Genomic DNA, 25,916 nt, shown 5'->3' with positions numbered 1-25,916 from the left:
TATGGATTTAAAAAAGATACTTTTTGATTATTTTGAAATTTCTGAATTCCGAGACAAGCAAAGGGAAACTATTGAATGTCTTTTGGAAAATCAAAATACACTTTGTCTAATGCCTACAGGGATGGGCAAATCACTCATTTATCAAGTTGCAACAATAGCTAAAGACAAAATGACTCTTGTAATTAGTCCCTTAATTGCATTGATGGAGCAACAAAATGCATCACTGAATAAACAGTTGAATAAAAAGAATATATATTCTCTTGCTTTTAATAGTAAGAATGATAATGTAGTTAAACAATATAAATATCTTACTGAAAAATTTAATCCATCAAATAATCCGAGATTTTTATTTGTTAGTCCTGAAAAAATGATGTTAGACGGATACATTGAATATGTTTTAAGACAAAATAAAGATAAAATAGGACTGATAGTTATTGATGAAGCACACTGTATTTCGCAGTGGGGTCATAGCTTCAGACCAGCTTATAAAATGATCCCTAAATTTTTGAATGATATTTTTGGCAATAATAAACCGACAATATTATGTCTAACAGCAACCATAAATGAAATGGACAAAGAAGAAATCATTAGAGATTTTAACATAAATAAAGTTATTCAAAGTGGAAATTTATTACGAGATAATATAGAACTTCATATTGAAAAACAGGTTTCTAAAAATGAAGAAAAGAACATTAAACTAACTCAAATTTTAAATCAATTTAATGGAGAAAAAATAATTGTGTTCACGCACATTAAAAAAAGAGAATATGGTACAAAAGAGATGTCTAAAACTTATAAAAATTTGGGCTTTAATTGTGCTTATTTTGATTCAGATTTAAAAGCTAAAGAAAAGGATGAGATATTAGAAAATTTCACCAATGGAAATGTAAAAATAATTTTTGCAACTAATGCTTTTGGAATGGGCATTGACATTTCCGATATAAGATGTGTTATACATTACCAGATTCCTGAAAACCTTGAGCAATATTATCAAGAAGTTGGAAGAGCAGGAAGAGATGGAAAACCTTCTTACGCATATCTTTTACATGCAGAACCTAATCTACGTATTAAAAGAGACCAAATAAATAAAAGTGCAATCACCGAAAAAGAATTAATCGAAAATTGGGAAATAATTACAAATAACAAGGGTATAGGATTTATAGGACAATGGAGCAATTCAGATTATTCAGATAATATTAATCCTATGATAATTTTCTGTAAATTAGTGGAAAAAGGTTATTTAAAGATTCTATGTAAAAGTCTTCAAAAAATTGACTGCTTTGATAATGTTAAGAATAATTTAGAGTTTAAAAATTATATATCAATCAAAAAGTATGTAAAACTGATAAGTGATAAAATTAATGAAGATATTGTAAAATTAACGAGTAGAATATTTGATTTGGTTTATAAAAAAGAAATTGCATTAAATTCTAATCCTTCTAAAGTTTTATTTTATAAGGTCGTAAAAGATTTGAATCATGAAGATGTAAAAAATATTATAATTGAATTTAATTTAATTAAAAATTTTAAACTTCAAGGTCTTGAAAAATTACATCAAGTTTTAAAAGACGAAATTAGTATTGATATTGCATTAAAAAGGCATTTAGGAATCTAAAAAGAAACCATTTTAAGTCCTAAGTTTGAGATATTCAGCAATTAAATATAACTATAATCTTGGTTTAATTCTGTTAAAAAGTGATAAAAAATTCATTGCAATAGGTTAAAATAAACTTTAAAAGAAATAATTAATAATTTTCTAAAATATTTACGAAATAGTTTATAGATTTTGATCAAATAACATTATGATTGATATTTTATTTCAGCAAGTCTCATTACACGAAAAAGGAATCAAAAAAATTGACATCAATTCTTTTGAAAAATTGTTTTTTGAAATAATAGATGATTTTAGTGAGAGTTATGAAAAGTATAGAAAAGACATTCCTGACTTTCTTAATATTTTTGAAGTAAATAAAGAAGAAGGATTTTCTTTATTAATTTTTATTTTCATGCAGAAGTATAAGGAAGTAATCTCAAAAAAAAATATAGCTAAGATTGATATAACTCCTTTAAAACATGATGTTAACGAAGAAGAAGCTGAAGATTTCAAAAAACTTTTATACAAATTATATAGTGGGGGAAACCCAATTAGAATTTCTGAAATAATAAATTTTGTTGACGATAACTATTCTGAAGATCAAAAGATTAAATTTTCTTCATTAATTTTAGACACTCTCCAAAGTACATCTTCAAAACATCAAATTTCGAGCAGTGATTTAGAAAACTATTCAACATTACTTGTCATCCAAAGAAGCCTTTTACATCAAAATGTATTGATAAATGCTTTCCATCTAATCAATTGTGGTCTTGTATTGGATAAAGCAGTAACATCAGAATTTAACCAAACTGCGAGAGACATTGCAGAAGAATTACTTTTAACAAGCTACAATGATTCTCTTCAAGAGTTAGGATACTTTAATTCATTTCGTACATATGCTAATTTAAATTCCATCGCTACAGCTTTAGTCTATGGAATTGTTTCAATGCATTTAGCACTTAAAAAAGATAAAATCACTGATATTTATTTAAAAGAAATAATTTGGGTAAGTTTAAAATTATTTAGAAACTTAGGCTTTGATAATATTGTTGAAGAAATTTTCCAAAATATTCCTAATACAATTTTATTTGATAGTTATACAAAAAGAGCAATCACACACACATACTTTACAAATCTATTAAAAAAAAGTGATCCTAAATTACCTTCTTTAGTATTGGATTTTTTTCAAGAATATAGGGAAGAAGTATTTAATGGTGGCGAACATGATGCATTACCCTGGTTAAATACCTTATATCATATTAAAAGATTTTATCCCAAAGCTGATTTTTCAAGGAGTGGCTTAGGATTTTACTTAGAAGTTTTAGAACAAATTGTATCTAAAGAAAGTATTAAATTTCTCAAAGACATCGTTGATGGTAACTCAAATGAATTAAAAAACAAGCTAAAAGAATCTTTATATAAACTTAGTGCAACAAGAAATAGTAGTGATTATGCTAATGATAATACTTTAGCAATTCAGATTGCAAGTAGATTAACTCCAGATGCGGTTAAAAATAATGATTTTGAAGCACTGTTATTAGCTATGTTAGTAAAGACCGATTATAGTTTTGTCTTTGAGCCTAAGGATAGCTCTACATTAATGAAATTAGAAATTGAAAATTTTGATGAAGAAAAGTTTAAGGAATTTTTTGATGACTATCCTACTATTGTTGAAAAGATTAAGCAATATCATGAAATAGGAATTGTATGGATTATATCATCCGAAGAAAAGTGTTTTTATATGCATTTTAATGATGATTTTAAAGCTGATTCATTATTAAGCTGGGATTATGACAATTATAGAAAACTTATTAAATCAAATTATTTCTCATCATTCTCTTTTCAGGAAACAAAAAAATCTCGTGGAACAATAATCGAAGTATTTCCAGAAGAATTATTAGAGGAATCTGACAATCTAAAAAAAGATTTTAGTTTTATTAAATTCGATTTCCCAAATAAGAAAGAAATATTGGCAATCCTCGACATGAGTATTGCTGAATTCCCACATAATTTATTACAAAATGAAAAAGGAAACTTTCAATATTTAGAAACTCCAATTTGTAATATTTTATCTTTAGAATGGTTTTTGAATCATCACAAATCAAAATTAAAAAAGAATTTTGAAAAATCTATATGGATACCAACAGAAGGAGGAGACATTACGATTAATCTCCTATATAGCGGATTAGAAAATACATTAAACAAATTCTCTTTTCAAACCAATACTGATCTAAATGTCAAAGAGCCTATAAATTCGGATATTAATATAATTTGTTCTCATGGCGATGAGAATATATCATTGACGCAAATGATTTTTCCAAATGAAAATCCTTTATTTAACTTATCATCAGTTATTGGTAAAGGAAAAATTTTAATCTTTTTCGTCTGTCATTCAGGTTCTGTAAAGAAAACTCCTTTTCAGAATAGCATATCATCGTTAGTTAAAAGCTATATAAATAAAGGTTATTCCGCTGTTATTGCCCCATTCTGGGCGCTTCATGTAAATATCCCACCAATTTGGCTACCCGTATTTTTAGAATGTTTAGAAAGGGGAATGAGTGTTAATTCATCTGTTCATCTTGCAAATTTGGAGGTGTACAATAAATATCCTCATCTTGCAGCTTGGGCATGCTTACATTTATATGGAGATGGGACATTAATCACATAGCTATTTATTTAATATGGAAATATATATCACACAACAACCAGAATTTCAAGAAGCTATTAATCAGCATATTAAATTATCTGATTTTGAATATAAGTTTCTGGAACACAGTTTAGACGAAATAGTAAGTGGTGAAAGTCTAATTTATGACTCATCATTTATAAGTTACACTTCAACTTCTTGGATTTTAATAATTCATAGCAAAGTGTTGCATATTTATGGTGAAAATTGGACACATGTCCAATTTGAAGAGATAAAGAAGCATTTTGACTTAAAAAAATTTAATAATTACCATGTTACAGGTAATTTAAAGTTGATTTATGACTTAATTTCTTTTTTCAATGTTGAAAAATATGAAATTATCAAAGAAAGAATATTTTATAAAACAAATTACATTCTCAATGAAGATTTAGATAATTCTATAATTAGAAACGCAAATGACACAGATGTGAATGTTTTATCGGTTATGTTGCAGCAATACTATCATGAAGAATATGAAGGACAGAATGATAAGACTTTGGGAGAGATGCACAATAGAATTATAGATTTAATAAAATATAATAATATTTTTGTTTTGACTATAGATAATCAAATTGTTAGTTTTTGTACATTGATAAATCCTGATGTTGGAATTTTATTTACACAAATAAATGAGAGAGGGAAAGGTTATGGCAGAAAAATCATGTCTTATTGTTCTAATAAATTACTTCAATATAACGGTATTGTTTATGTAATGACCGATAAAAATAATGTAGAATCAAATGCTTTGGTAAAAAATATTGGGTATGATGAATATTACAATTATACTCATATTATTATCAATCAAACTACATAAGAATGAAATAATTAATCAATAAGAAAGAAATATTTATCTCAATATTTTTTACATTTACAATATTTTAATAAATCATTAATACGATAATAAAATTAAATGTCAAAATTCATAGATCTAAAAGTTGAAATTGACCACTTGGAATCTTTAACAAGAGCAAGTGGAGTTACTGCGATTAGTGAATTAATATGGAATTCCTTAGATGCTGATGCAACAAGAATTGAAATAGATTATGAATCTAATACAGTCGGAGGGTATGAAAGTATTACTGTTGCTGACAATGGGCTTGGTTTAGCATACAATAAAGCACACGATGTATTTAGTAAATTAGGCGGTTCTGAGAAAAAATATACAAACTCAAGTCCAAGTGGAAGAATGTATCATGGAAAAGAAGGAAAAGGAAGATACAAATCTTTGGCTTTGGGAGATTTAGTTAAGTTTACGAGTGTTATTAAAAATGGGGATGGTTATAATGAGTTTGATGTAATTTTTGATAGAAACAAAATAACTAAAGCCGAAATTAGTGATTTAAGAAAAACCGATATTTCTACACAGCATTCTGGTTTTAAAGTTTTTATACAAAATGTAAACTCTCAAATAGCTTTTCAGGCATTTAATGATACAAACAAGAAAGAAATTGAGCAAAAATTTGCCTCTTATTGGATTAATTACCCAGATTTCTCAGTAAGTTTTAACGGTAAAAAACTAAGCTTTGCTTCTTTAATAAAGAATACGGATGAGAAGAAAATATTTAAAAAATCCACAGACAAAGAAGCTGACTATCAATTTAATATAAAAATAATTGAATGGAAATTTGACATTAAAAAGAAAACCTATTTATGTAATAACAAAGGTATTCCATTCAAGGAAATCAATTTAGGAATAAGAACATCTTTACCAATTTCAATTTTTATTGAATCCTTATACATTGAAACTCTTCAAAGAGAAAATAGAATTGAAATTGACGGCTTAGATCCATTAATTCAGGAAGTATATGAAGAAGCGAAAAAAATAGCAAGAGATTATGTTAGAAATAGATTACATCACTATTCTGGAGAATTTATTAATGATTTAAAAGTTCAAGGCTTATATCCGTATAAGGAGATTCCAACAAATGTTGTAGAAGAAAACACAAGAAAAGTCTTTGATATTGTAGCCTTACAAGTAAATGAATTCTTACCTGATTTTGAAATTCAAGATAAAAAAAGCAAAAAATTAACCTTATTATTAATTAAGGAAGCTCTTGAAAAGGATTCTTCTTCTTTGCAAAAAATTCTTTCCGAGGTTATTGATTTACCAAAAAATAAAAGAGAAGAACTTGTTGAGTTATTAGACGAGACGTCCCTTTCCTCAATGATTGATACAATGACTGAAATTAAAAATAGATTAATTTTAATAAAGGCATTGGAAGAACTAATTTATAATCGTGATTTGAATAAAAACATTCTTGAAAGAAAACATTTACATAAAATAATTGCTAAAGAGACTTGGCTTTTTGGGGATGAATATACTTACGGAGTAGATGATGTTACTTTAAAAAATGTTCTAAAATCATATTTGAAGTTTTTAGGTAAGGAAGATTTTGAAGAAATAGTAGAAAGTGAAGATAATGGTCAGCTAAATGAAATACCGGATGTTTGTTTGTGGAAACAATATTCTTTAGGTGAACCTGGTAAAAAGAAAAATTTAGTAATTGAACTTAAAAGACCTTCTTTAGACGCTGGATTTACAGAGGTTCAGCAGATAAAAACATATGCCAATAAAATTAGTTCCGATAAAAGGTTTCCAAAAGAAAATACTAAATGGACATTCCTATTAATTACCAAAGATGTTAAGGATGAAATTGAATTTGAACTAAATCAGCAGAACAGAAAGTATGGTCATATTGTAGAAAACGAAAATGTGGATGTTTTTGTATTAACCTGGGGACATATCTTTACTCAAGCTAAAACAAGATATGAATTTATTAAAGAAAAACTTAATCTTAATTTGGTTGATAACGAATCAAATTTAGAATTTTTACAAACAAAATACAGCGAATATTTACCTATACAAAGTTAAAACTGCCCTACACTTCTGTAGGACAGTTCGTCTAACTCAAAAACCAATGATAATCAGAACTACCATTGAGACTTTGTTGAATACCTTTAGTAAAGTCAAAAGCATTCAAATTTCTATCTAAAAATGTATCTATATAACTGCTCTTATTGGCTTGTGTAAAGAGATTGTAGAGATTCCATAAGTTTATATCTCCAGCATTATCTCTACAGAAACTTTCATCTTCATAATAATCTTTTGTAATGGTATTAATATGACCATCTGTAAATTGAAGTAATGGTATATTTAACTTTTCTTTTTTAGGCAAATGCTGATACAGCTTTGTTCTACCCAACAATTGAGCAAATTGATGCTCAGTTAATGAGTGACCTGCAAACTGTTTCATTTCTGATAAATGTTTCTCTGCATTATAATTGTTAAGTACCTGGAAAATTTTAGATTTTAGTTCTTCATAAGAGCTAACCTTCAAATCATCAACAAACCCATCACTCCAAACACAAAGATTACAGCATACTTTATTCTGAAAACCAACAAAGAATTTAAACTTTTCAAAGGTTTTCTTATTGTACAAATTCTCCTGATTATAGGCTCTAACTCCGCCAATTGTTAATAACAATTCATTACCGTTAATAATATCTGTAACTGCGGGTATTTTAACAATAAAAGCCATCCTTTCATAATAAATAGTTTTCTCATGGTCTAACAAATCCTTTACATTCTTATAAATAGCACCTGGAGTTCTACCTTTGATTTGGTGAGAAACTCTTATTTCAGGTTCACTGATAGAATGGTTAGGAAATATATTAGAAATACAATTTTGAGATATTTCTATGAACTCTTGATGGCTAATAGTCTTTTCGTTGTCCTTGCTGAATACAGGTATAATGCATTCATTTTTCAAATGCTGCAAATGAATCTCCTGTGTATTGGCTTCTATAAAAGGTTTGTGAGCATATTCAATTTGAGTTTGTAAAGATTCTGAGGGGATTCGTAAGTTACCTGGAGCTGGAATATATTCATTATCTCCAGGTGACATTTCAATTATTGTATCGCTGACTGGTCTTAAATCAAAAGCCTGCTCTAATGTAGCAGGCTTAATGTGTCTTAGTGTGTCCATTTGTTGAATAATTTTTAGGATTTGATAATTGTATTAAGAAACTCTTTTTCTCTTCATAATGAGGTTTTAGGTTCTCTTGATATTCAGGATACTGCTTATACAAAGCCAGTAATTCAGCTATATTATTGCAATACTGAATTTGTTGAATTACCTGCTGCTCATTTAGAATATTTTGATTTCCAGGTACGCCACTATTACACCAATTTAAAATCTGCTTCCCTGTCAATTCACTTATCTGAAATTCAGGTTTGCCCATGAATAAGCCAGTTCTATCTTTACTTGATACAGCAAAATGCTTAATGTCAATATCAAAAACTAAAGTAAATTCATAATCCAATCCATCTCTTTGAACTGATTTCAGACCTACTTTTTCAGGAATGTATTTACCATCTTTTTGATTGAGTACATAATCTTGTTTAGTTCTCATAGTGGCAATGATATGAGCATTGGCTTGAAGAATTTTATCTACAAAGGCTTTTTGTCTCGGTGTAACCTTTGCCCAGTTAGTAAAGCTGTTTCCTGCTAATTTGGAATGAAAATCTAATAGTTCATCCCATTCATGAGAAATGGAATCAATAATAATAACCTCTATTCCTGCATTTTCACAAACCTCAATAGCTTTAATGTAATTTTCAGGTGTGAATGGAGGTGACATTGTCAGAACATTGTAGTTACCCAAATGAGCATATAAATCAGCACTTCCATTTTCTGTATCAATAATGGCTACTTTGGATAAGTCTCCATTAGTTAAACCTTGTGCTAACAAAAGAGCAGAGAATGTTTTTCCTGCTCCTGCACTTCCTTGCAGAGCCATTTTGATCTTGGCTTGTCTGCGTTCTGATTGTCTTAATCGCATAATATTTTTTGTTTAATAGTTAATATTTAAAATTTAGATTCTTTAATTATATGAACTGTATGTTTTCCAGGTGACATTCAATAAAGAAAAAACCAACCTCAATATTTTTGAGATTGGTTTGAAAAATGTCCAAATTTTACTGTCGAGTCTTATATAGTAAAATGTAAAAAATAGATATTATTAGTATTTTCCATAAAATGGGTCATTGGTATATTCATCAATTACATCCTTTTGTTCCCATTCAATTTTACCAGATTGTAGTAACCAAGAATCTTGAAAATCATAAATCAAATTAATGTATTCTAATGGGTCTGGTAGGGGAATAACATTTGTAACTGCTAAAATTTTTCCAGAGAAATCTCCAATTACCTTGTTTGTCTCCTTAGTTTCAAAGAATAAATTTCTTAAAAGATTATAGATGGATTTTTCATTATCCAATCCTCTTGTACTAAAAGACTTTAGTACTTTATCATTATCTAAAAGAGTTTTAAAAGTGGACATTAGTTCAATTAAATGTGTTTTAGTAAAATTGAACTTTACATCTTTTGGTATAAATTTGTTTCCATTTTTATCTTCAAATGAATATTCATTAAGAATTATATCCTTGTACTTGTTGATTGTATTATAAGAATGAATAATTTGAGTTTCAGATAATGTTAAATCTTGTGGAGATTCATTAACTCTTGCACTATGAGCAATACAAATCCTAATATACGTTTCTTTACTTAGGGAAAAGTTTTGCGGTGTTATCTCGCCAATGTAGTTGCCATTTTTATAATTATAGGGTTCTCCATTTGGAGGATAAATGAGTTTTTTAAAGTCGAAATTAAATGGTATTTTTTTTCTTTGAATGAAAGTGATCAATTGTTGTTCAAAATTTGAATTTCTGTATGGAGATATTCTCTCATACATTTTAGTCTTAGGGTTTTCATAAAATAAATCATTAGAGTAAAGTGTACCTCTAATTAAATTATAACATTCTTTGTCTGAATTTAATGTGAAAAATGAATCATTAAAAAAAGATTCTTCAAAATAATAATCAAGCATACTCTGAACATTATCTTCTGTGAATTTATATTTTGATACCTTTATAATACTTGTTAATTTACAATTGACGAATTGATTATTCCAAGCTGCCCAATAAACGTAATTGGATAAATTCTTGCCATAAATATCATAAGTGGTAGACAAATAACCATCACCTTCCTGTAGTTTATACCAATCATATGAGGGAAAGTGGCTTTTAATATCCGAGGATAATTTCTCCAAATCATTTATTCCAGTCTCAATATGACTTCTTTTTTCTTGATAGAAACTGTGTAAAATGTTGTCTTGCCTATTTAATGATATATAATTCGATTGATACTTCTTATCATCAAAATTGAAATAGCCCAAAGAGAGAGCTTTCAGATAATTTGCATCAGAATTTTCATAAATTATCGCCTTTTCAGGTGAAGGCATTATGATGAAAACTTTTGATTTGTTTCTTACCCTTGCTACAGCTTGTATCACTGAATTAATTCTATCTGTAAATATTCCAAATGGATTTTTGCCGTTATCGGCATATGCAAATTTTAGAGGTAAAATAATAAATAAAGAGGTATTTTCATCATCAATACTTATTCCTGTTTTGAATTTTGTTCCTATGTTACATCCTTCAAAATCAAAATCTTCATTATTGTTTCCTGTAATAAGATTTAGTGAACCGTAATGGTTACTAATAGCTTGTCCAATTGATGAATTATATATGTTCTTTGCAAGTTTTTCAGAAAAGCATAAAATATTAATATACTTAGAATATTCGAATTGTTCTTCTACCAAATCTTTGATATATTGGTCATCTTGTTTAAACTGATAACTATTATAAAAACATAGATGTAGCTCACTCAATTTATTTAATTGTTGAACTCTTTTACTTTCAATTATTTTTATTCTTTTATTAGTCAGCTCAGCAAGAAACTTGATTACAACTTTTGACGCTTCACTAAAGGTTGCACTTGCTACAATAACTTTATGAATTACCTCATTCCATTTATATAGATTCGGTAGTAAAAGAGGATTAAAAGTATCAAGTGATTCATGAATTTCATCAAATATAAATATTACTTTCTCATTATTTTCTTTGCATTTTGATATTAAATATTCATAGTATTCTCTCTTAATATCTTTTTGTTTATAAGCTACTGTACCTGCATCACCAAGTAAACTCTTAACTGAAATTAATTGAATCGGCTTTTTATAAAAATCTTTAAAATCATTTTTACCTATTCCTATGATATCCAAGTCTTGATAATCAAAATAAATATTATCTGAGCCACTTTTTTCTTGAATTTTTGAAGCATAATCCTTATTAAGTGATTTAAAAGGGGTGATAATAATAATCTTATATTTGTTCCCTTTTTTATTCTCATGATAATAGTGTTTTACAAAATTGTCGATAATTGCAGTTGTTTTTCCTTGCCCAACACCTGCATTAATAATAGTCGTATCAATTTTACTTAAATCAACAACATTATCAAGAGCATCTGAAATAAAACCTTCCTCATTAGGTTCAATAATAGTTTTTTCGGCATCATCAAAGATATATCCATCAAAGTCAGATATGTTTATCTGTTTAAAATCGATAGGCTTTTCCTCAAAAGGGAGAACATTTATTTTTTGCATTGTATTTAACTGTGCTGTAAAATTAATACAACACAGTTAAAAAATGAAGTTATTTTAGCTTTTTACTTAATTCTATCATATAGTCATTGACCTTGCTGTCCATAATTTTAGCATAATGTTCCTGTGTCATAGAAATTTTAGAGTGTCCCAGTAACTCTGAGACTATTTCTATAGGAATGTCATTGTACAATAGAATAGTAGTTGCAAAAGTTTTTCTGGCAATATGATGAGTAAGTGTTTTATAGATTCCTGTTATTTCTGCAATTTCTTTAAGGTAAGAGTTAAATCTTTGATTTGAGATTACAGGTAATGGATTAACCTGCTCCAGGTATTTATCGAGGACAGCTATTGCCTTTGATAGGAGAGGGACGGAAAATTTTCTGTTGGTTTTTTGTCTGTACATTTCAATCCAAAGATTGTTACCAAACTTTTTAGTTATATGTTCTCTTCTAAGATTAGCCATTTCTTGAAATGCTAAACCTGTATAGCAACAAAATATGAACATATCAGCCACCTGCTGTAATCTGTCAGAAGCAAACTTGTGATTTTCAATAGACTTTAATTCTTTCATAGTCAAATACACAATTTCTTTTTTAGGTTCTTTTGTTCTATACAATAGAAAAGGGTCTTTAACTAAATAATCCATTGCCACAGCTACTCTAATAATTTTTCTGAACCTTCCAACACTTCTGTAGGTAGTTGTAGGTTTGAATTTCTTTTCAACTTTAAGGAAATATTCAAAGTCAGTAATAAAGCTGAACTGCATATCTTTTAGCTTCATGTCTTTTCTCTTGAATTTAGACCAAAGGAAGTCTTTGATGTGATGATGGGTATTATGGTATCTTTCCCAACTGTTAATAGAACATTCTATTCCTACCAAGCTTTTCATTTTGTTGTTGTGATAGTTGAAAATATCCATCAAAGTCTTGTCTTCATTCTGGGTTTCGCCCTTATATTGTTTATAGATTTTCTCGGTATCAAAATCAGATTTTTGAAGTTGTAGGAATAAAAAAGCCTGATTAATTTCATTCTTAATCAGGCTTAGTTGAGAGTTAATGAATTTGTTATGCTCATTAGGTGGATGTGCTTTCTGTTTATTATTTTGCCATTGGGATGGATTTACAAATAATCCTGTAGCAAATTGTTTTCTTTCCTCTTGATATGTTATTCTGCAAAATAATGGTGCTAAGCCAGCTTTATTAATTCTGCTTTTAGAAATAACAAACAAGATATTTAACTTGTTTATTTCCATTACTTATGTTAGTTTTTAAGATGTTGATTTTTAAATGTTTAATATGCAACCTCAAGAAAAAAATTGCAACCTTTTTTGCAACCTTTAAAGTAGGATTTCTTATGTGATTAGCGAATACAGTTTACGCAGAGATTATAAATGTAGTAAAGTATAATTACCTAAGAATAAAGGCATTATAAAATAAAAAAGACTCATAAATCATTGATTTACAAGTCTATTGCAGAGAGGAAGGGATTCGAACCCTCGATACAGTTACCCGTATACTACCTTTCCAGGGTAGCTCCTTCAACCACTCGGACACCTCTCTTTGTATTTGAGATTGCAAAAATAGACTATTTTCCGGAATCTGCAAACTCAAAATGCAATTTTATCAGGAAATTTCTCCACAAAGGCTTTGGGAGAAGTTTTCTGCGAAGTTTCCTGTGTAATTCGGGTTGTCTATTAAATGCATTGCTTTGGTAATCGCACTTTCCGCCGTAATATCCGTTCCGCTGATGGCTCCGATTCTTGAAAAAATATTGCTGTTTTCATACTTTCCAAATGAGATTCCGCCTGAAATACACTGACTTACCACCACGATTTCAGTCCCGTTATCTCGGATCTGCTGCAAAGTTTCCACCGTTTTTTCGCTGCTGAAAATGGTTCCCGAACCAAAAACCTGAAGAATAAGAACCTTCATGGTCGGGATTTCTTTAAAGTGATTCAGGTTCATCCCCGGAAAAATTCTCCAGAAAATAACATCTTCCGAAATATAATCGTCTACATGAAATTCTGTATCAGGATTACAGCGGTAAAGATTATCTTTGATAATATTTAAATGTACTCCGGATTGCCCGAGAATAGGGTAGTTTGGACTTGCATAGGCATCAAAATACTCCGCAGAATATTTCAAAGTGCGGTTTCCTCTCAACAGTTTATATTCAAAATAAATCGCCACTTCCTGAATAACCGCTTCGTCATTTTCATACAGACTTGCATAATACAGACTCGTGAGAAGATTTTCTTTCGCGTCGGTCCGTAAATCCCCGATCGGTAGTTGTGAACCCGTTAAAATAACCGGTTTTTTCAGCCCTTTCAGCATAAAACTCAATGCAGAAGCGGTGTAAGACATCGTGTCTGTTCCGTGTAGAATTAAAAATCCGTCGAACTGATGATAATTTTTCTGAATATAATGAGCAATAATTTTCCATTCTTCAGGTCCCATGTCGGAAGAATCCAGCGGTTTTTCAAAAGGATGTACAAAAACTTCGCATTCCATCAGCTTCATTTCTGGCATTTTTTCAAAAATATTTCCGAAATCAAATGCACGGAGACTTCCGCTTTCATAATCTTTTTCCATTCCGATCGTTCCACCGGTATAAATCAACAGGACTTTTCTTTTCATACAGGACTTTTCTTAGATTTTGATCCTCCATTCGCAGGATTCCTCAAATTTACGTTAATTTGCAAAGATTTGAAAATGAATGAAAGATTTACAGCAAACTTTTGAGTATTTAAAGCAGTTTTTAACGGAAGAAAGATTACAGAAGATAGAGCATTTTGCGCCGGAAAGTTCAGATTTTATTCTTCCGGTGGTGGAAGATGTCTATCAGTTCAGGAATGCAGCCGCAATTGTACGTTCTGTGGAAGCGTGCGGTTTTCATAAAGTGGTGGCTTTGCAGGAAGAATACAGTTTTGAACCCAATCTTCGCGTTACAAAAGGCGCAGATACATGGGTGGAAGTGGAAAAAATGCCGAGAAGCATGGAATCTTTTCAGAATATAAAAGACAGAGGCTATAAAATTGTTGCAGTTTCTCTGGAAAATAATGCCAAAATGCTGCCCGAATACGAAATTACAGAACCCATTGCTTTGGTTTTCGGAACTGAAATGGAAGGCGTTTCTCAGGAAATTCTGGATTTTGCCGACGAAACGCTGGCAATTCCGATGTATGGTTTTACCCGAAGTTTTAATGTTTCCGTAGCAGCTTCTATTTGTATGTATGAACTGAAGCAGAAATTATTAAAATCTGATATCGATTATAAACTGAATGAAGAAAAACTCTTAAGGATGAAAATCCGTTGGGCAGTAAACTCCATAAGAAGCGGACAGCAGATTTTTGATAAATATTTAAAAGATAATGATCTTGAATTATGAGATTAACGGTGCTTTTCGTAGTTCTGATAGTGATAGGCTGCAATAAAAAGACTGATAATATACCTCAAGCTAAAATTGCTGTTGATACTTTTTCACAAAATCTCATTGAAGAAGAACCTGAAGATACCACAACGGTTTCCTTTTCAAAAACCTTAACCGGAAACGGATATTCTTATATATTAAAAGGAAGACAGAATATTAATGATGGAATCAATTTTAAATCAATTGATATTTTTCATCAGAAGAAACTTCATCAGAGAATTATTTTTGATACGGTTTTTGTTTTAAATGAGTCGGAAGCTTATTTTAATGTAACTCAGGATGTAAATTTTGACGGATTTAAGGATTTGGAAGTAATAAATCAGGTGGGAAATTACTGGTCTTCATCAAGTTTCTGGCTGTACAATAAAAAAACTAAAAAGTACGATTATTACAAGCCAATGGATACGATCATTAATCCTGTAGTTGATAAAAAAAATAAAGCAATTACATCAACTTATCATGTCGGTCCAGTAAACTATTACTATAAAGTATATGAGTGGAAGCATAAAAAGCTAACCATGACCCATTATCAGGAAGGTGAAGATAATGGTTTCTAAATCATCTGATTATAATTCCACGCGGCAACAAAAATTCCCGCGGTTTCTGTTCTCAGTCTCTGACTTCCCAAAGAAACTGCTTTTATATTATTTTCAGCTAAAAAAGAAATCTCTTTCTCCGAAAAATCGCCTTCAGGACCAATCAGAAAAGTGATGTTTTCAAGTTTTGGAATTTCTTTTAATTCAATTCTTTCTAAATTTTCGTGACAATGAGCCACAAAAGTATTCTCAGGATTGATATTTTTCAGAAAATCCTGAATTTTAGTCAAATCATTAATAACAGGAAAGTGAAATCTCAAACTTTGTTTTGAAGCTGCAATTGCCTGTTTTCTTAATTTGTCAATATTAATATTTTTACGCTCTGTTTTTTCTGTTTGAAGAAAAGTAATTTCTGAAATTCCCATCTCAACCGCTTTTTCAACGAAGAATTCAATCCGGTCAATATTCTTAGTCGGAGCAATCGCAATATGAAGTTTCGGGCTGAAATCAGGAAGGATGTTTTTAATTTCATCCACTTCAATATGGGCTTTTTTGCCTTCAATCATCAGTTTTCCGGAAGCAAGGTTTCCTTTTCCGTCCGTTACATGAATGGCTTCACCGTTTTTCATCCGAAGAACTTTTACAATGTGTTGTTGTTCTTCATCATTAATCGTTACTCCATTTCCTTCAATTTCTCCGTAAAAAAGTTTCATATTTAAATATTTAGAATCTGCCTGAATTTTTCTAACTAATTATTAAAAGTAAGTTTCATTTTCGCTTAAAAATGCCACTCCTGTTTTTATCGTTGTATAAATATCGCCTTCACAATCTCGGTAAGAACAGGTGTAAATCTCCTCAATCCATTTATTATTCAAGAAAATCAAATTCAGATATTCATTTTTTCGTAAATTATTTTTGATGGATAAATAATCTCCTTCTTTCGGTTCATATTCAAAACTGAAAACATTTTCTGCATTGATCTGTTCAATAATTTCTTCCTTAATATTCTGAACATAACCGGTTTCTGAACTTGCCGGAAAATAATCGGCGAAATCCTCCGATGCTTCATTCTTACCCGTTACCGTTTCTAAGATCCAGTAATATTTTGAATTCTTCTTAGAATGTTTGCCAAGTATTTTTTCCTCTAACAGTATTTTCATAAATCGTATTTTGCGGTTGCTGAAGTTCTCAGATCAGTAAATTCTCCACGCTCAAATTTTAACTGAGCAACCATCGCAATCATCGCCGCGTTATCCGTAGTATATTCAAATTTCGGAATGTAAATATTCCAGCCCAGTTTTTCATGATTGTCCTGCATCGCCGTTCTCAATGCCGAATTTGCCGAAACTCCTCCTGCAATTGCCACTTCGTTAATATTTAAATCTTTGGCTGCCTTTTCCAGTTTGTTCATCAGAATTTCAATAATCGTTTTCTGTACCGAAGCACAAAGATCATTCATATTATTTTTAATGAAATCAGGATCTTTTTTTACCTCTTTCTGAATAAAATACAGCACCGAAGTCTTAATTCCGCTGAACGAATAATCGTAATTTTCCAGTTTAGGTTTATTGAAGGTAAAAGCATCCGGATTTCCTTCTTTAGCCAGTCTGTCGATAATAGGACCTGCCGGATAATCGAGATCAAATATTTTCCCAATTTTATCAAATGCTTCTCCTGCGGCGTCATCAATGGTTTTCCCGATAATTTCCATGTCGAAATAATCTTTCACCAGAACAATCATCGTGTGTCCTCCGCTCACCGTAAGACACAAAAAAGGGAACTTTGGCGGCACAGGATTTGCATCCTCGATGAAATGGGCTAAAATGTGCGCCTGGAGATGGTTTACCTCAATAAGCGGAATATCCAAACTCATTGCCAAAGACTTAGCAAATGACGTTCCCACAAGAAGAGAACCTAAAAGTCCCGGTCCGCGTGTAAATCCTATCGCAGAAATTGCATTTTGTTGTATATTTGCTTTTGTTAAGGATTTTTCAACAACGGGGATAATATTTTGCTGATGCGCACGCGAAGCCAGCTCAGGAACCACACCGCCATATTCTTTATGGATCGCCTGATTCGCTGCAATATTCGAAAGAATAGAATTTCCCTTGATGATAGCTGCTGATGTATCGTCGCAGGACGATTCAATACCTAAAATTATAGAGTCGCTCATAATAATGGCAAAGTTAGAGAATAATAACGAGAATGAGAACAAAAAATCAGTAGCTGGTAACTTAGGTAATCAGGTACAGAAAGCTGTTGAAAATGCAGAAGGTGTTGTAAAAGAAACAGTTAAGGAAGCGTCTGAACTTGCTTCAGATGCAATTAATCATCCCATTGAGACGGCTGAAGAATTTGGAAAACAGGCGGTAAAAGACGTTACCAGTTATTCCTGGTGGGCAAAACTTTTACTGATTCTCTTCTGGCTGGGTTTGGCTTTGGTGGCAGCCATTTTTGTAATTATTAATCTTCCTTCCACAAAACAATGGGCGGCAGATCAGGCGTTACAAATTGTTAATCGCGACTTTAAAGCACAGATGTCAACCGAAAGTGTTGAGGTTAATTTTTTCGGAAATGTAAAAATCAAAGGTTTAAAAATCAAAGATTACAAAGGATACGATTTTATTCAGTCCAAAGAATTTATTGCCAATTCCAACTGGCTTTCTTTAGCCTCCAATATTACCAAAAATAATTCTTTAAGCTTCAATTCCCTTACTTTAAAGAATGCGGATGTAAAAGTGATAACCTACAAAGGCGACAGCATTTCTAACTTTATCCGTTTTACACAATTGTTCGACAGTGGTAAAAAAAGAGATCCCAATAAACCTCCGTTTCAGCTCGATTCCCGATTGCAGATTCTGGATTCTAAAGTTTCCATCGTCAATCTGAATTCTCCGGGTGAAAAAGGCAAATGGTTAACGGCAACCAATTTTAACCTGATTGCTCCCAATGTAAAAGTAAACGGCAGAAATATTTCAGGAATAATCAATAATATGTCTTTCACCACAACAAGATGGGGAAAATCTCATTTTGTGGATACTTTTTCTACCGAACTTTCCATGACGCCGGAATATCTTTTCCTGAAGGACCTTACTTTAAATACAGATCACTCGCTTTTACAGGGAGATATTAAATTCAACCTTCATGATGACGGTTCGTGGGCAGATTTTGCAGACAAAGTAAAATGGGACATGAACCTAAAACTGGGAAGCCAGTTAAGCGGTTACGACATCAGTTATTTTGTAACGAACTGGGATAACTTTAAACCTTTCAATGTTTCAGGGAAAATGACAGGTCCGCTGAATGATTTTAAGTTGGATAATTTTCTCATCCGAAATCCTGATGTGAATATTGCCACCAAAAAAATGAAGGTGAATAAACTGCTGAAAGGTAATTTTTTAATCGAAACCAACGATCTTTCAGCAGATTTTACGTATAAGGATCTGAAAGCGATGATGCCTTCATTTATCGCTAAAAAAATGAAAAACTTTGCGGATGATTTCGGAAAATTAAAATACAACGGAACCGCAAGTGTAAATCCGAACCGTGTCTATGTTTCAAACGGAAATCTGATGACGGGAATCGGGCAGGCAAAAATCACGAATTTTTCTTTAACGGAATACAGCTCTCCGATGCCAAAATATGTCGGAATAGCCGAAGTTAAAGATCTTAATACTTCCGTGATTACAAAAAACAAATCCGTAGGATTAATTTCTGGGAAGTTCAATATCAACGGACAGAGTTTCGATGTGAATACGATGAAACTGACGACGAAATCCCAGATTTCGAGCATTGAAATTATGAATAAGGAGATCAATAATCTGTATCTCGACGGATTATTGGATCATAAAAAATACAACGGACTCATCACCGTGAATGATGAACAGGCAAAAGCAACCATAAAAGGATTAATTGATTTCAGCACTTCAAGAATTTCGATGAATGTAAATGCTGATGTTAATTATCTGAACATGAATTACTTTACCAATAAACCCGGAAACCAGATTGTAAGCGGGAAGGTAAATGGTAAAATGGCAATGTCATCCATCAACGATTTAACACTGGATGTGGAAGCCAGCGGAATTAATTTTGCAACGGCAACTCAGAAATATTCCATTCCGAATGCAAAGCTGAAAACTTTTGTGGAAAACGGAGGTCGTGTAATTGATGTGGATGCTCCGGGAGCTGTTAAAGGAAAAATTTCAGGAAGATATAATTTAGGAGATCTTGCCGGAATGGTGGAAAACGGACTCAATAAAATTCTTGTGGGTCCTGCACCGAGAAAAATGTACAGAGGACAGACTTTTGCCATGAATTTTGATGTGCAGCAAGGTTTGGTAAGCTATTTCTTGCCGGATCTTAAAATTCCGCAGGGCGCAAAAGTGGAAGGACAGTACGACGGAAATTCCAATAACCTGATTCTGAATGTAGATGCGGCTTCACTGAAATATATCATGACGAAAACTCAGGAGATCACAGAAGCGGACAAAGCTCTGGCTGCTGCAAATCCTGATTATAAAATCAACGAAAGAGATAATATTACCAAGGACAGCGCGATGGTAGACAGCGTCATGGTAAGAATCAATACTGCAAATCTTAATGAGCAGATTTATGCTAAAATCAACAGGGTTCTATACAATAAAAATGTTCTTAAAGACATTACTTTAAGCGGAAGAAACGAGAACAATACCATTCTTCATCTCGCAACAAAATTTAAGCACGGAAGTCCGGAAGATGAGCTTGATGATAATCTTAAAGAATATGCTATCAACGTTAACCAGTCTACCAACGCAGGAGGAGATTTTGTGTTCAGGTTCGAGCCTACTGAGGTGAAGTTTAATGATGTAACGTGGACAATAGATACCAGTCCGGAACTCAACCATTCCATTACCTACCGTAAAAAAGAAGGCGATTTTGATATTCAGAATCTCAGGATTTTTTCAGACAACAGTGCATTGTTTATTAAAGATGCCCAGTTTAAGTCGGCAAAGGATTTTTATGTAGATGCGGAAGTAGATAATTTTGCCATCGAAAAACTGCTGGATATGCAGGCCGGAGGAAATTCTATGAACATTAAAGGTCTTGCAAACGGAAGCGTGAAGATTAAAATGGATAAAAACACATTGCAGCCTTTGGTGGATATGACGATTGATGATATCATGATGAACGGGAATGATATGGGGGATATTACCATTTCTGCAACCAACAGTTATTCCCTGAATGTATACGATGTAGATATCAAAGTAAATTCCGCAGGAATTATAGGCAATAACAGCCTTCATGTAACAGGAACGGTAAACAACAATACAGCTTCTCCAACTATTGATCTTACCGCAGAAATGCGTGATTTTGATGTTGCTTTTGCGCAGCAGTTCGTGACTTCAGTTTTTGGTAATCTGAGAGGAAAAGCAACCGGAGATCTTAAAATTTCAGGGAAATTCAGCAATCTGGATTACAGCGGCGATATTGCGCTTAAAGGATTCGGGTTAAAACTCTTGTTTACCGGTGTAGATTATTCTTTTGATGATACTGTAATTCCTTTAACCAAAGGTTTGGCGATTCTGAACAGCGTTGAGGTGCATGACGGAAGAACCAATTCTAAAGGGAATATTTCCGGAGCGATACAGTTTGAAACCCTCTCATCGATGGGAGTCAACCTCGTAATGAGAGCCGATAATTTATTAATGCTGAATACCACACAGAAAGATCTGGATTTATTCTGGGGGAGAGTTTACGGACAGGGTGATCTTTATGTAGACGGACCTGTTTCTGGGTTGAGTATTTCCACGCCTAATATGAAAGCTTTAAGCGGAAGTACATTTACTTTCAACTCGGGTTCTACCTCCAATGTTGAAGAATTCAAAATGCTGAAATTTTTAAAAGAAGGAAAAGACGGTCTGGTTACTTTGGATGAAAAGAAAAAATCCGGAGCGAATATGAATATTGATTTTGCTTTGGATGTAGATAAAGGGACCACCGTAAATGTTCTTATTGGAGATGGGGTAGGAAATATCATGGTAAAAGGAGCAGCGGAAAAGCTTCGTTTCCAGATGAGCCGACAGGGAAATATTGCCATGAACGGAGCGTATAAAGTAGATAACGGAACATTTGTATCTAAAGCAATCCTAAATAAAACTTTCCAGATTGAGAAAGGAAGCAGCATAAGATGGGACGGTGATGCAATGAAGCCTGCTTTAGACATCACAGCGAACTATGTAAGAATGGTTTCCAACGCTGGAGAATACCTGAATATGGGAAGTCTTCAGCCGATTAGTGTTCTGCTTCAGGCAAATATTACCCAATCGCTGATTGATCCTAAAATTGATCTTAACGTAACTGCTTTGGATGTTTCCAGCCAGATTAAAGAAACTTTGGCGGCAAAAATGAGTCAGGAAGGAGAAAAAGTACTTCAGTTTGGATCAGTCTTATTGTTGAGTACCTTTAATGTTTCAGAGACAGGAGGAGTGAATGTAAATGTGGGAGATGTAGCACAAAATCAAGGGTATAATTTATTGCTGAAACAATTGGGATCTGTATTGAATACGATGAGCAGCGAATTCCAGATCGACCTGAATTACGTAAAAGGAGACCAGTATTCCAATGTAGGAGACAGAGCGAATGCAGGAGTTAGTTTTGCACTTTCGCCAAGAGTTAAAGTAAAGACAGGACTGGGAATTCCGCTTACGAAAACTGAAAATACAGACGTTAATTATCTTTCCGGAGAAGGAACGATAGAATATGATATTTCCAAGAAGAACGACGGAAGCCTTTTATTAAGAGGATATTCCAAGCCTTCCAATATTGGAATGGTGAACGGAGCAGGATCAAACGGAACGGCGAACCAAGCGTATGGAGCGGGTATTGTTTGGTCTAAGAGTTTTAATTCTATATTTAAAAAGAAGAAAAAAGATAAAAAACAAACGGCTGAGCAAACTGAAATAAAAACAGATTCTGTAAAATCAGGTAGTAAATAATCAGAATATTTTAATGATTTTTGTCATATGTGTTAATTATTGTTAATCTTTGTTATAATTTTTTTTGTTAATTTATTTTTTATAAATTTGCAAAAAATATGTAGATTTTTTAAAGAAATTGTAATTTAACTAATATGAACTATCAACTGGACGAAATAGACAAGAAAATTCTTGATTTCTTAGTAGAGAACACAAGAATGCCTTTTACAGAAATTGCTAAGCAGATGGATGTTTCTGCGGGTACAATTCACGTAAGAGTGAAAAAGATGGAGGATGCAGGTATTATTTTGGGATCATCTCTTAATATAGATTACGGAAAGTTAGACTATCACTTCACTGCTTTTATCGGAATCTTATTAACCAAATCCAACAGAACTCAGGAAGTTCTGAAAGAATTATCTACTATTCCAAACGTAATTGAAGCGAGTGTAATTTCCGGAAAATATAACATTTTCTGCAAAGTGAGAGCTAAGAATACAGGCGACGCAAAGAGAATCATCTATCAAATCGATGATATTCAGGATGTAATGAGAACAGAAAGTATGATTTCTATGGAAGAGTACTTAAGCGACAAAAACAGACTGATTAACGCGATCTCTGTATAATCAAATTTTAAACGAATTATATAAAAGAACTTATGAAATCTCTCATAAGTTCTTTATTTTTGTAGTTATGGAAGAATACAGCTATTTTGACGAAGATCCGAAGAAAGGGTGGGGTTTCATTCTTGCTCTTGCAGCATTGCTCTTATTTACGGTTATGGGATTCGGGATCGATCTTGATGAATATTTGCAACACGAAACCCTTAATATCCCGGCTTGGTATGCTTACACTATTTTTGCGATTGATGTCTTAATGGTGATAAGTATTGTCTTGATATTTTTTTACAGAAAAATAGGCATCTTTGCCTTTCCTGCCTTGCTAGTTCTGCATTTCTTTATGCACAACTATTACTTGTCTACTTTCCTTTACACCGACGTTACCAATCTTTTTCTTTTTACAGGTTTCGGGATGTTGGCGATAATTCCGAAGTGGAAGTTTTTTAGGTAAAGATTTAAATTCATAGAAATTAAATTGGAAAAAAAAGCTGTCCCAACCGGAACAGCTTTTATAATGTAAAACAAATTGATTATTTATCTAAAATTCTCTTCACTGCTTCTTTCACGGCGGTAGAATCAATTTTATATTTCTTCATCAGTTCAGCAGGTGTTGCAGATTCTCCGAAAGTATCGTTCACTGCTACAAATTCCTGTCTTGTCGGTCTTTTTCTTGCTAACATTCCCGCAACAGATTCTCCCAGACCACCGATGTAGTTGTGTTCTTCCGCTGTTACGATTTTTCCTGTCTTTTCAACAGATTTTAAGATGATTTCTTCGTCCAAAGGTTTAATCGTGTGGATATTGATCACTTCACAGGAAATACCTTCTTTTTCAAGCTCATCTGCAGCAAGCAAAGATTCCCAAACCAAATGTCCCGTTGCAACAATTGTTACATCCGTTCCTTCCTGAAGCATAATCCCTTTTCCGATCTCGAAAGGCATATCTTCCGGAATGAAAACAGGAACTACAGGTCTTCCGAATCTTAAATAAACCGGACCTTCAAAATCAGCAATCGCTAAAGTAGCCGCTTTTGTCTGGTTGTAATCACAAGGATTAATCACCGTCATTCCCGGAAGCATTTTCATCATTCCGATGTCTTCCAAAACCTGGTGTGTTGCACCGTCTTCACCCAAAGTAAGACCTGCGTGAGAAGCACAGATTTTTACATTTTTATTGGAATACGCAATAGACTGACGAATCTGATCGTAAACTCTTGAAGTAGAAAAGTTGGCGAAAGTTCCCGTAAAAGGAATTTTTCCTGTAATGCTTAGACCGGCTGCAAGACCCATCATATTCGCTTCCGCAATACCTACCTGAAAAAATCTTTCAGGAGCCTTTTCAATGAATTTTTCCATCTTCAAAGAACCGATAAGGTCTGCACAAAGCGCCACAACATTAGGATTTTTATCTGCAAGTTCAGCCAATCCGGCTCCGAATCCTGAACGTGTATCTTTTTTTTCTGTATATGTAAATTTCATTTTTTTCTAATTATTAATTAAGATTACTTCTTACCAATTACTCATTACTAATAATTAATAATCAGCGGGAGCCTCTAAGTATAACTGTTTGAATGCTGTTTCCAGTTGCTCATCATTCGGAGCTTTTCCGTGCCAAGCGTGAGTTCCCATCATATAATCTACACCATAACCCATCTCTGTATGAAGAATAATGGCTACCGGTTTTTCTTTTCCGGTTTCCGTTTTTGCTTTTTCAAGAATGGCAATTACCGCCTCAAGGTCGTTACCGTTTTTCTCTTCCAGAACTGTCCATCCGAAGGCTTCCAGTTTTGCATGAAGATTTCCTAAAGAAAGTACGTTATCTGTACTTCCGTCGATCTGTTGTCCGTTATAATCGATAGTAGAAATAATATTGTCAACTTTTTTGGCTGCTGCGTACATAAATGCTTCCCAAACCTGACCTTCCTGCAATTCGCCATCGCCGTGAAGAGAGTAAACCAAAGAGCTGTCTCCGTCCAGTTTTTTACCCTGAGCAACGCCCAAAGCTACAGAAAGCCCCTGTCCTAAAGAACCTGAAGCCACTCTTACGCCCGGAAGACCTTCGTGAGTCGTAGGGTGACCCTGTAATCTTGAATCTAATTTTCTGAAAGTACTAAGCTCCTGAACCGGAAAAAATCCGAATCTTGCCAAAGTAGAATAGAATACCGGAGAAATGTGTCCGTTAGAAAGATAGAAATGATCTTCATTTGTACCTTCCATCGTGAAAGGAAGATGATAGTTCATTACCTTTCCATAAAGGGCTGTGAAATATTCAGTACAACCTAAACTTCCTCCCGGGTGACCGGAATTTACAGCATGAACCATTCTTAAAATGTCTCTTCTGATTTGTGTAGTAAGAGATTTTAACTCTTCAATACTTTTACTCATTATATAAGATTTATTTGTATGCGAATTTACAATTTTTTGATGGGTTACGGAAATGAAAAAATCCGCGCTGAAAAGTGCAGATTTTTATTATTTAAAAAGAAGTCTGTTTAAAGTTTTTAATAGATTTCTAAATTTAAGTTTCAAACGCAAAGTCTTTATTTTCAGAGTTAATATTTTAAGATAAGCAAAGTGAAGCAGATTTCATCTG

At 32.5% G+C, this 25,916-nt stretch carries 19 protein-coding genes and 1 tRNA gene; 9 read left to right on the top strand and 11 right to left on the bottom strand.

The window, feature by feature from the left end; genetic code table 11:
* The first annotated feature begins 1 nt into the window (after nt 1).
* The 4 genes from H6W53_RS09890 to H6W53_RS09875 all read left to right on the top strand — a co-directional run bounded on the left by H6W53_RS09890 (nt 2) and on the right by H6W53_RS09875 (nt 7,152).
* The gene (locus H6W53_RS09890; protein WP_185206553.1) at nt 2-1,615 is read left to right on the top strand and encodes a RecQ family ATP-dependent DNA helicase; all 1,614 of its coding nucleotides are present in this window, start codon (nt 2-4) and stop codon (nt 1,613-1,615) included.
* A gap of 187 nt (nt 1,616-1,802) precedes the next feature.
* Nucleotides 1,803-4,262, top strand: a complete 2,460-nt coding sequence (locus H6W53_RS09885) for a hypothetical protein (RefSeq protein WP_185206551.1) — start codon at nt 1,803-1,805, stop codon at nt 4,260-4,262.
* Between the two features lie 13 nt (nt 4,263-4,275).
* Nucleotides 4,276-5,094, top strand: a complete 819-nt coding sequence (locus H6W53_RS09880; protein WP_185206548.1) for a GNAT family N-acetyltransferase — start codon at nt 4,276-4,278, stop codon at nt 5,092-5,094.
* Between the two features lie 96 nt (nt 5,095-5,190).
* Entirely contained in the window at nt 5,191-7,152 is a 1,962-nt protein-coding gene (locus H6W53_RS09875; protein ID WP_185206546.1) for an ATP-binding protein, read from the top strand.
* Nucleotides 7,153-7,183: 31 nt separating this feature from the next.
* Here the strand turns inward: H6W53_RS09875 and H6W53_RS09870 are convergent, their stop codons facing one another.
* The 6 genes from H6W53_RS09870 to H6W53_RS09845 form a co-directional block, all read right to left on the bottom strand.
* Nucleotides 7,184-8,266 (bottom strand): DUF3871 family protein, encoded by a 1,083-nt coding sequence (locus tag H6W53_RS09870; RefSeq protein ID WP_185206544.1) that lies wholly within the window; start codon nt 8,264-8,266, stop codon nt 7,184-7,186.
* Nucleotides 8,244-9,122 (bottom strand): ATP-binding protein, encoded by an 879-nt coding sequence (locus tag H6W53_RS09865; protein ID WP_185206541.1) that lies wholly within the window; start codon nt 9,120-9,122, stop codon nt 8,244-8,246. Before H6W53_RS09865 ends, H6W53_RS09870 begins: the two co-directional genes overlap by 23 nt.
* Before the next feature lie 180 nt (nt 9,123-9,302).
* Nucleotides 9,303-11,786 carry a DEAD/DEAH box helicase family protein gene (locus tag H6W53_RS09860; RefSeq protein WP_185206538.1) on the bottom strand — a complete coding sequence of 828 codons (2,484 nt, stop codon included), beginning with the start codon at nt 11,784-11,786 and terminating at the stop codon, nt 9,303-9,305.
* Between the two features lie 49 nt (nt 11,787-11,835).
* Nucleotides 11,836-13,038, bottom strand: coding sequence for a site-specific integrase (locus tag H6W53_RS09855; RefSeq protein WP_185206536.1), 1,203 nt, complete (start codon nt 13,036-13,038; stop codon nt 11,836-11,838).
* A gap of 220 nt (nt 13,039-13,258) precedes the next feature.
* Nucleotides 13,259-13,345 (bottom strand) — tRNA-Ser (locus tag H6W53_RS09850).
* 63 nt (nt 13,346-13,408) lie between these two features.
* Nucleotides 13,409-14,422, bottom strand: a complete 1,014-nt coding sequence (locus H6W53_RS09845; RefSeq protein ID WP_185206534.1) for an asparaginase — start codon at nt 14,420-14,422, stop codon at nt 13,409-13,411.
* 79 nt (nt 14,423-14,501) lie between these two features.
* Here H6W53_RS09845 and H6W53_RS09840 point away from each other — a divergent pair, with 79 nt between their 5' ends.
* On the top strand, nt 14,502-15,173 hold the full coding sequence (locus H6W53_RS09840) for a TrmH family RNA methyltransferase (RefSeq protein WP_185206532.1): 672 nt from the start codon (nt 14,502-14,504) through the stop codon (nt 15,171-15,173).
* Nucleotides 15,170-15,772 carry an XAC2610-related protein gene (locus tag H6W53_RS09835; protein WP_185206530.1) on the top strand — a complete coding sequence of 201 codons (603 nt, stop codon included), beginning with the start codon at nt 15,170-15,172 and terminating at the stop codon, nt 15,770-15,772. The genes H6W53_RS09840 and H6W53_RS09835 overlap by 4 nt, the downstream gene beginning before the upstream one ends.
* Here H6W53_RS09835 and H6W53_RS09830 read toward each other — a convergent pair.
* Genes H6W53_RS09830 through tsaD form a run of 3 tightly spaced genes read right to left on the bottom strand, consistent with a single transcriptional unit; the run spans nt 15,769 to nt 17,924 of the window.
* On the bottom strand, nt 15,769-16,464 hold the full coding sequence (locus tag H6W53_RS09830) for an RsmE family RNA methyltransferase (RefSeq protein ID WP_185206528.1): 696 nt from the start codon (nt 16,462-16,464) through the stop codon (nt 15,769-15,771). The genes H6W53_RS09835 and H6W53_RS09830 overlap by 4 nt on opposite strands.
* Before the next feature lie 42 nt (nt 16,465-16,506).
* A complete protein-coding gene (locus H6W53_RS09825) occupies nt 16,507-16,911 on the bottom strand; it encodes a hypothetical protein (RefSeq protein ID WP_185206526.1) in 405 nt (134 codons plus the stop codon).
* The gene (gene tsaD / locus H6W53_RS09820) at nt 16,908-17,924 is read right to left on the bottom strand and encodes a tRNA (adenosine(37)-N6)-threonylcarbamoyltransferase complex transferase subunit TsaD (RefSeq protein WP_185206524.1); all 1,017 of its coding nucleotides are present in this window, start codon (nt 17,922-17,924) and stop codon (nt 16,908-16,910) included. Before tsaD ends, H6W53_RS09825 begins: the two co-directional genes overlap by 4 nt.
* Before the next feature lie 4 nt (nt 17,925-17,928).
* On the opposite strand from tsaD, the gene H6W53_RS09815 reads away from it, so the two are divergent.
* From H6W53_RS09815 to H6W53_RS09805, 3 genes are all read left to right on the top strand, one after another.
* Nucleotides 17,929-22,725, top strand: coding sequence for a translocation/assembly module TamB domain-containing protein (locus H6W53_RS09815; RefSeq protein WP_185206522.1), 4,797 nt, complete (start codon nt 17,929-17,931; stop codon nt 22,723-22,725).
* 134 nt (nt 22,726-22,859) lie between these two features.
* Nucleotides 22,860-23,330: an Lrp/AsnC family transcriptional regulator gene (locus H6W53_RS09810; RefSeq protein ID WP_185206519.1), complete on the top strand. Its 471-nt coding sequence runs from the start codon at nt 22,860-22,862 to the stop codon at nt 23,328-23,330.
* A 67-nt stretch (nt 23,331-23,397) separates the two neighbouring features.
* Nucleotides 23,398-23,775 (top strand): hypothetical protein, encoded by a 378-nt coding sequence (locus H6W53_RS09805; RefSeq protein ID WP_185206517.1) that lies wholly within the window; start codon nt 23,398-23,400, stop codon nt 23,773-23,775.
* Nucleotides 23,776-23,854: 79 nt separating this feature from the next.
* Here the strand turns inward: H6W53_RS09805 and H6W53_RS09800 are convergent, their stop codons facing one another.
* Nucleotides 23,855-24,802 carry a transketolase family protein gene (locus tag H6W53_RS09800; RefSeq protein ID WP_087707565.1) on the bottom strand — a complete coding sequence of 316 codons (948 nt, stop codon included), beginning with the start codon at nt 24,800-24,802 and terminating at the stop codon, nt 23,855-23,857.
* A gap of 54 nt (nt 24,803-24,856) precedes the next feature.
* Nucleotides 24,857-25,708 carry a transketolase gene (locus H6W53_RS09795; protein ID WP_185206515.1) on the bottom strand — a complete coding sequence of 284 codons (852 nt, stop codon included), beginning with the start codon at nt 25,706-25,708 and terminating at the stop codon, nt 24,857-24,859.
* Between the last annotated feature and the right edge of the window lie 208 nt (nt 25,709-25,916).

The organism is Chryseobacterium sp. C3 (assembly GCF_014218905.1).
Taxonomy (GTDB): Bacteria; Bacteroidota; Bacteroidia; order Flavobacteriales; family Weeksellaceae; genus Chryseobacterium; species Chryseobacterium mucoviscidosis.
This window is presented reverse-complemented; position numbering and strand designations above follow the sequence as displayed.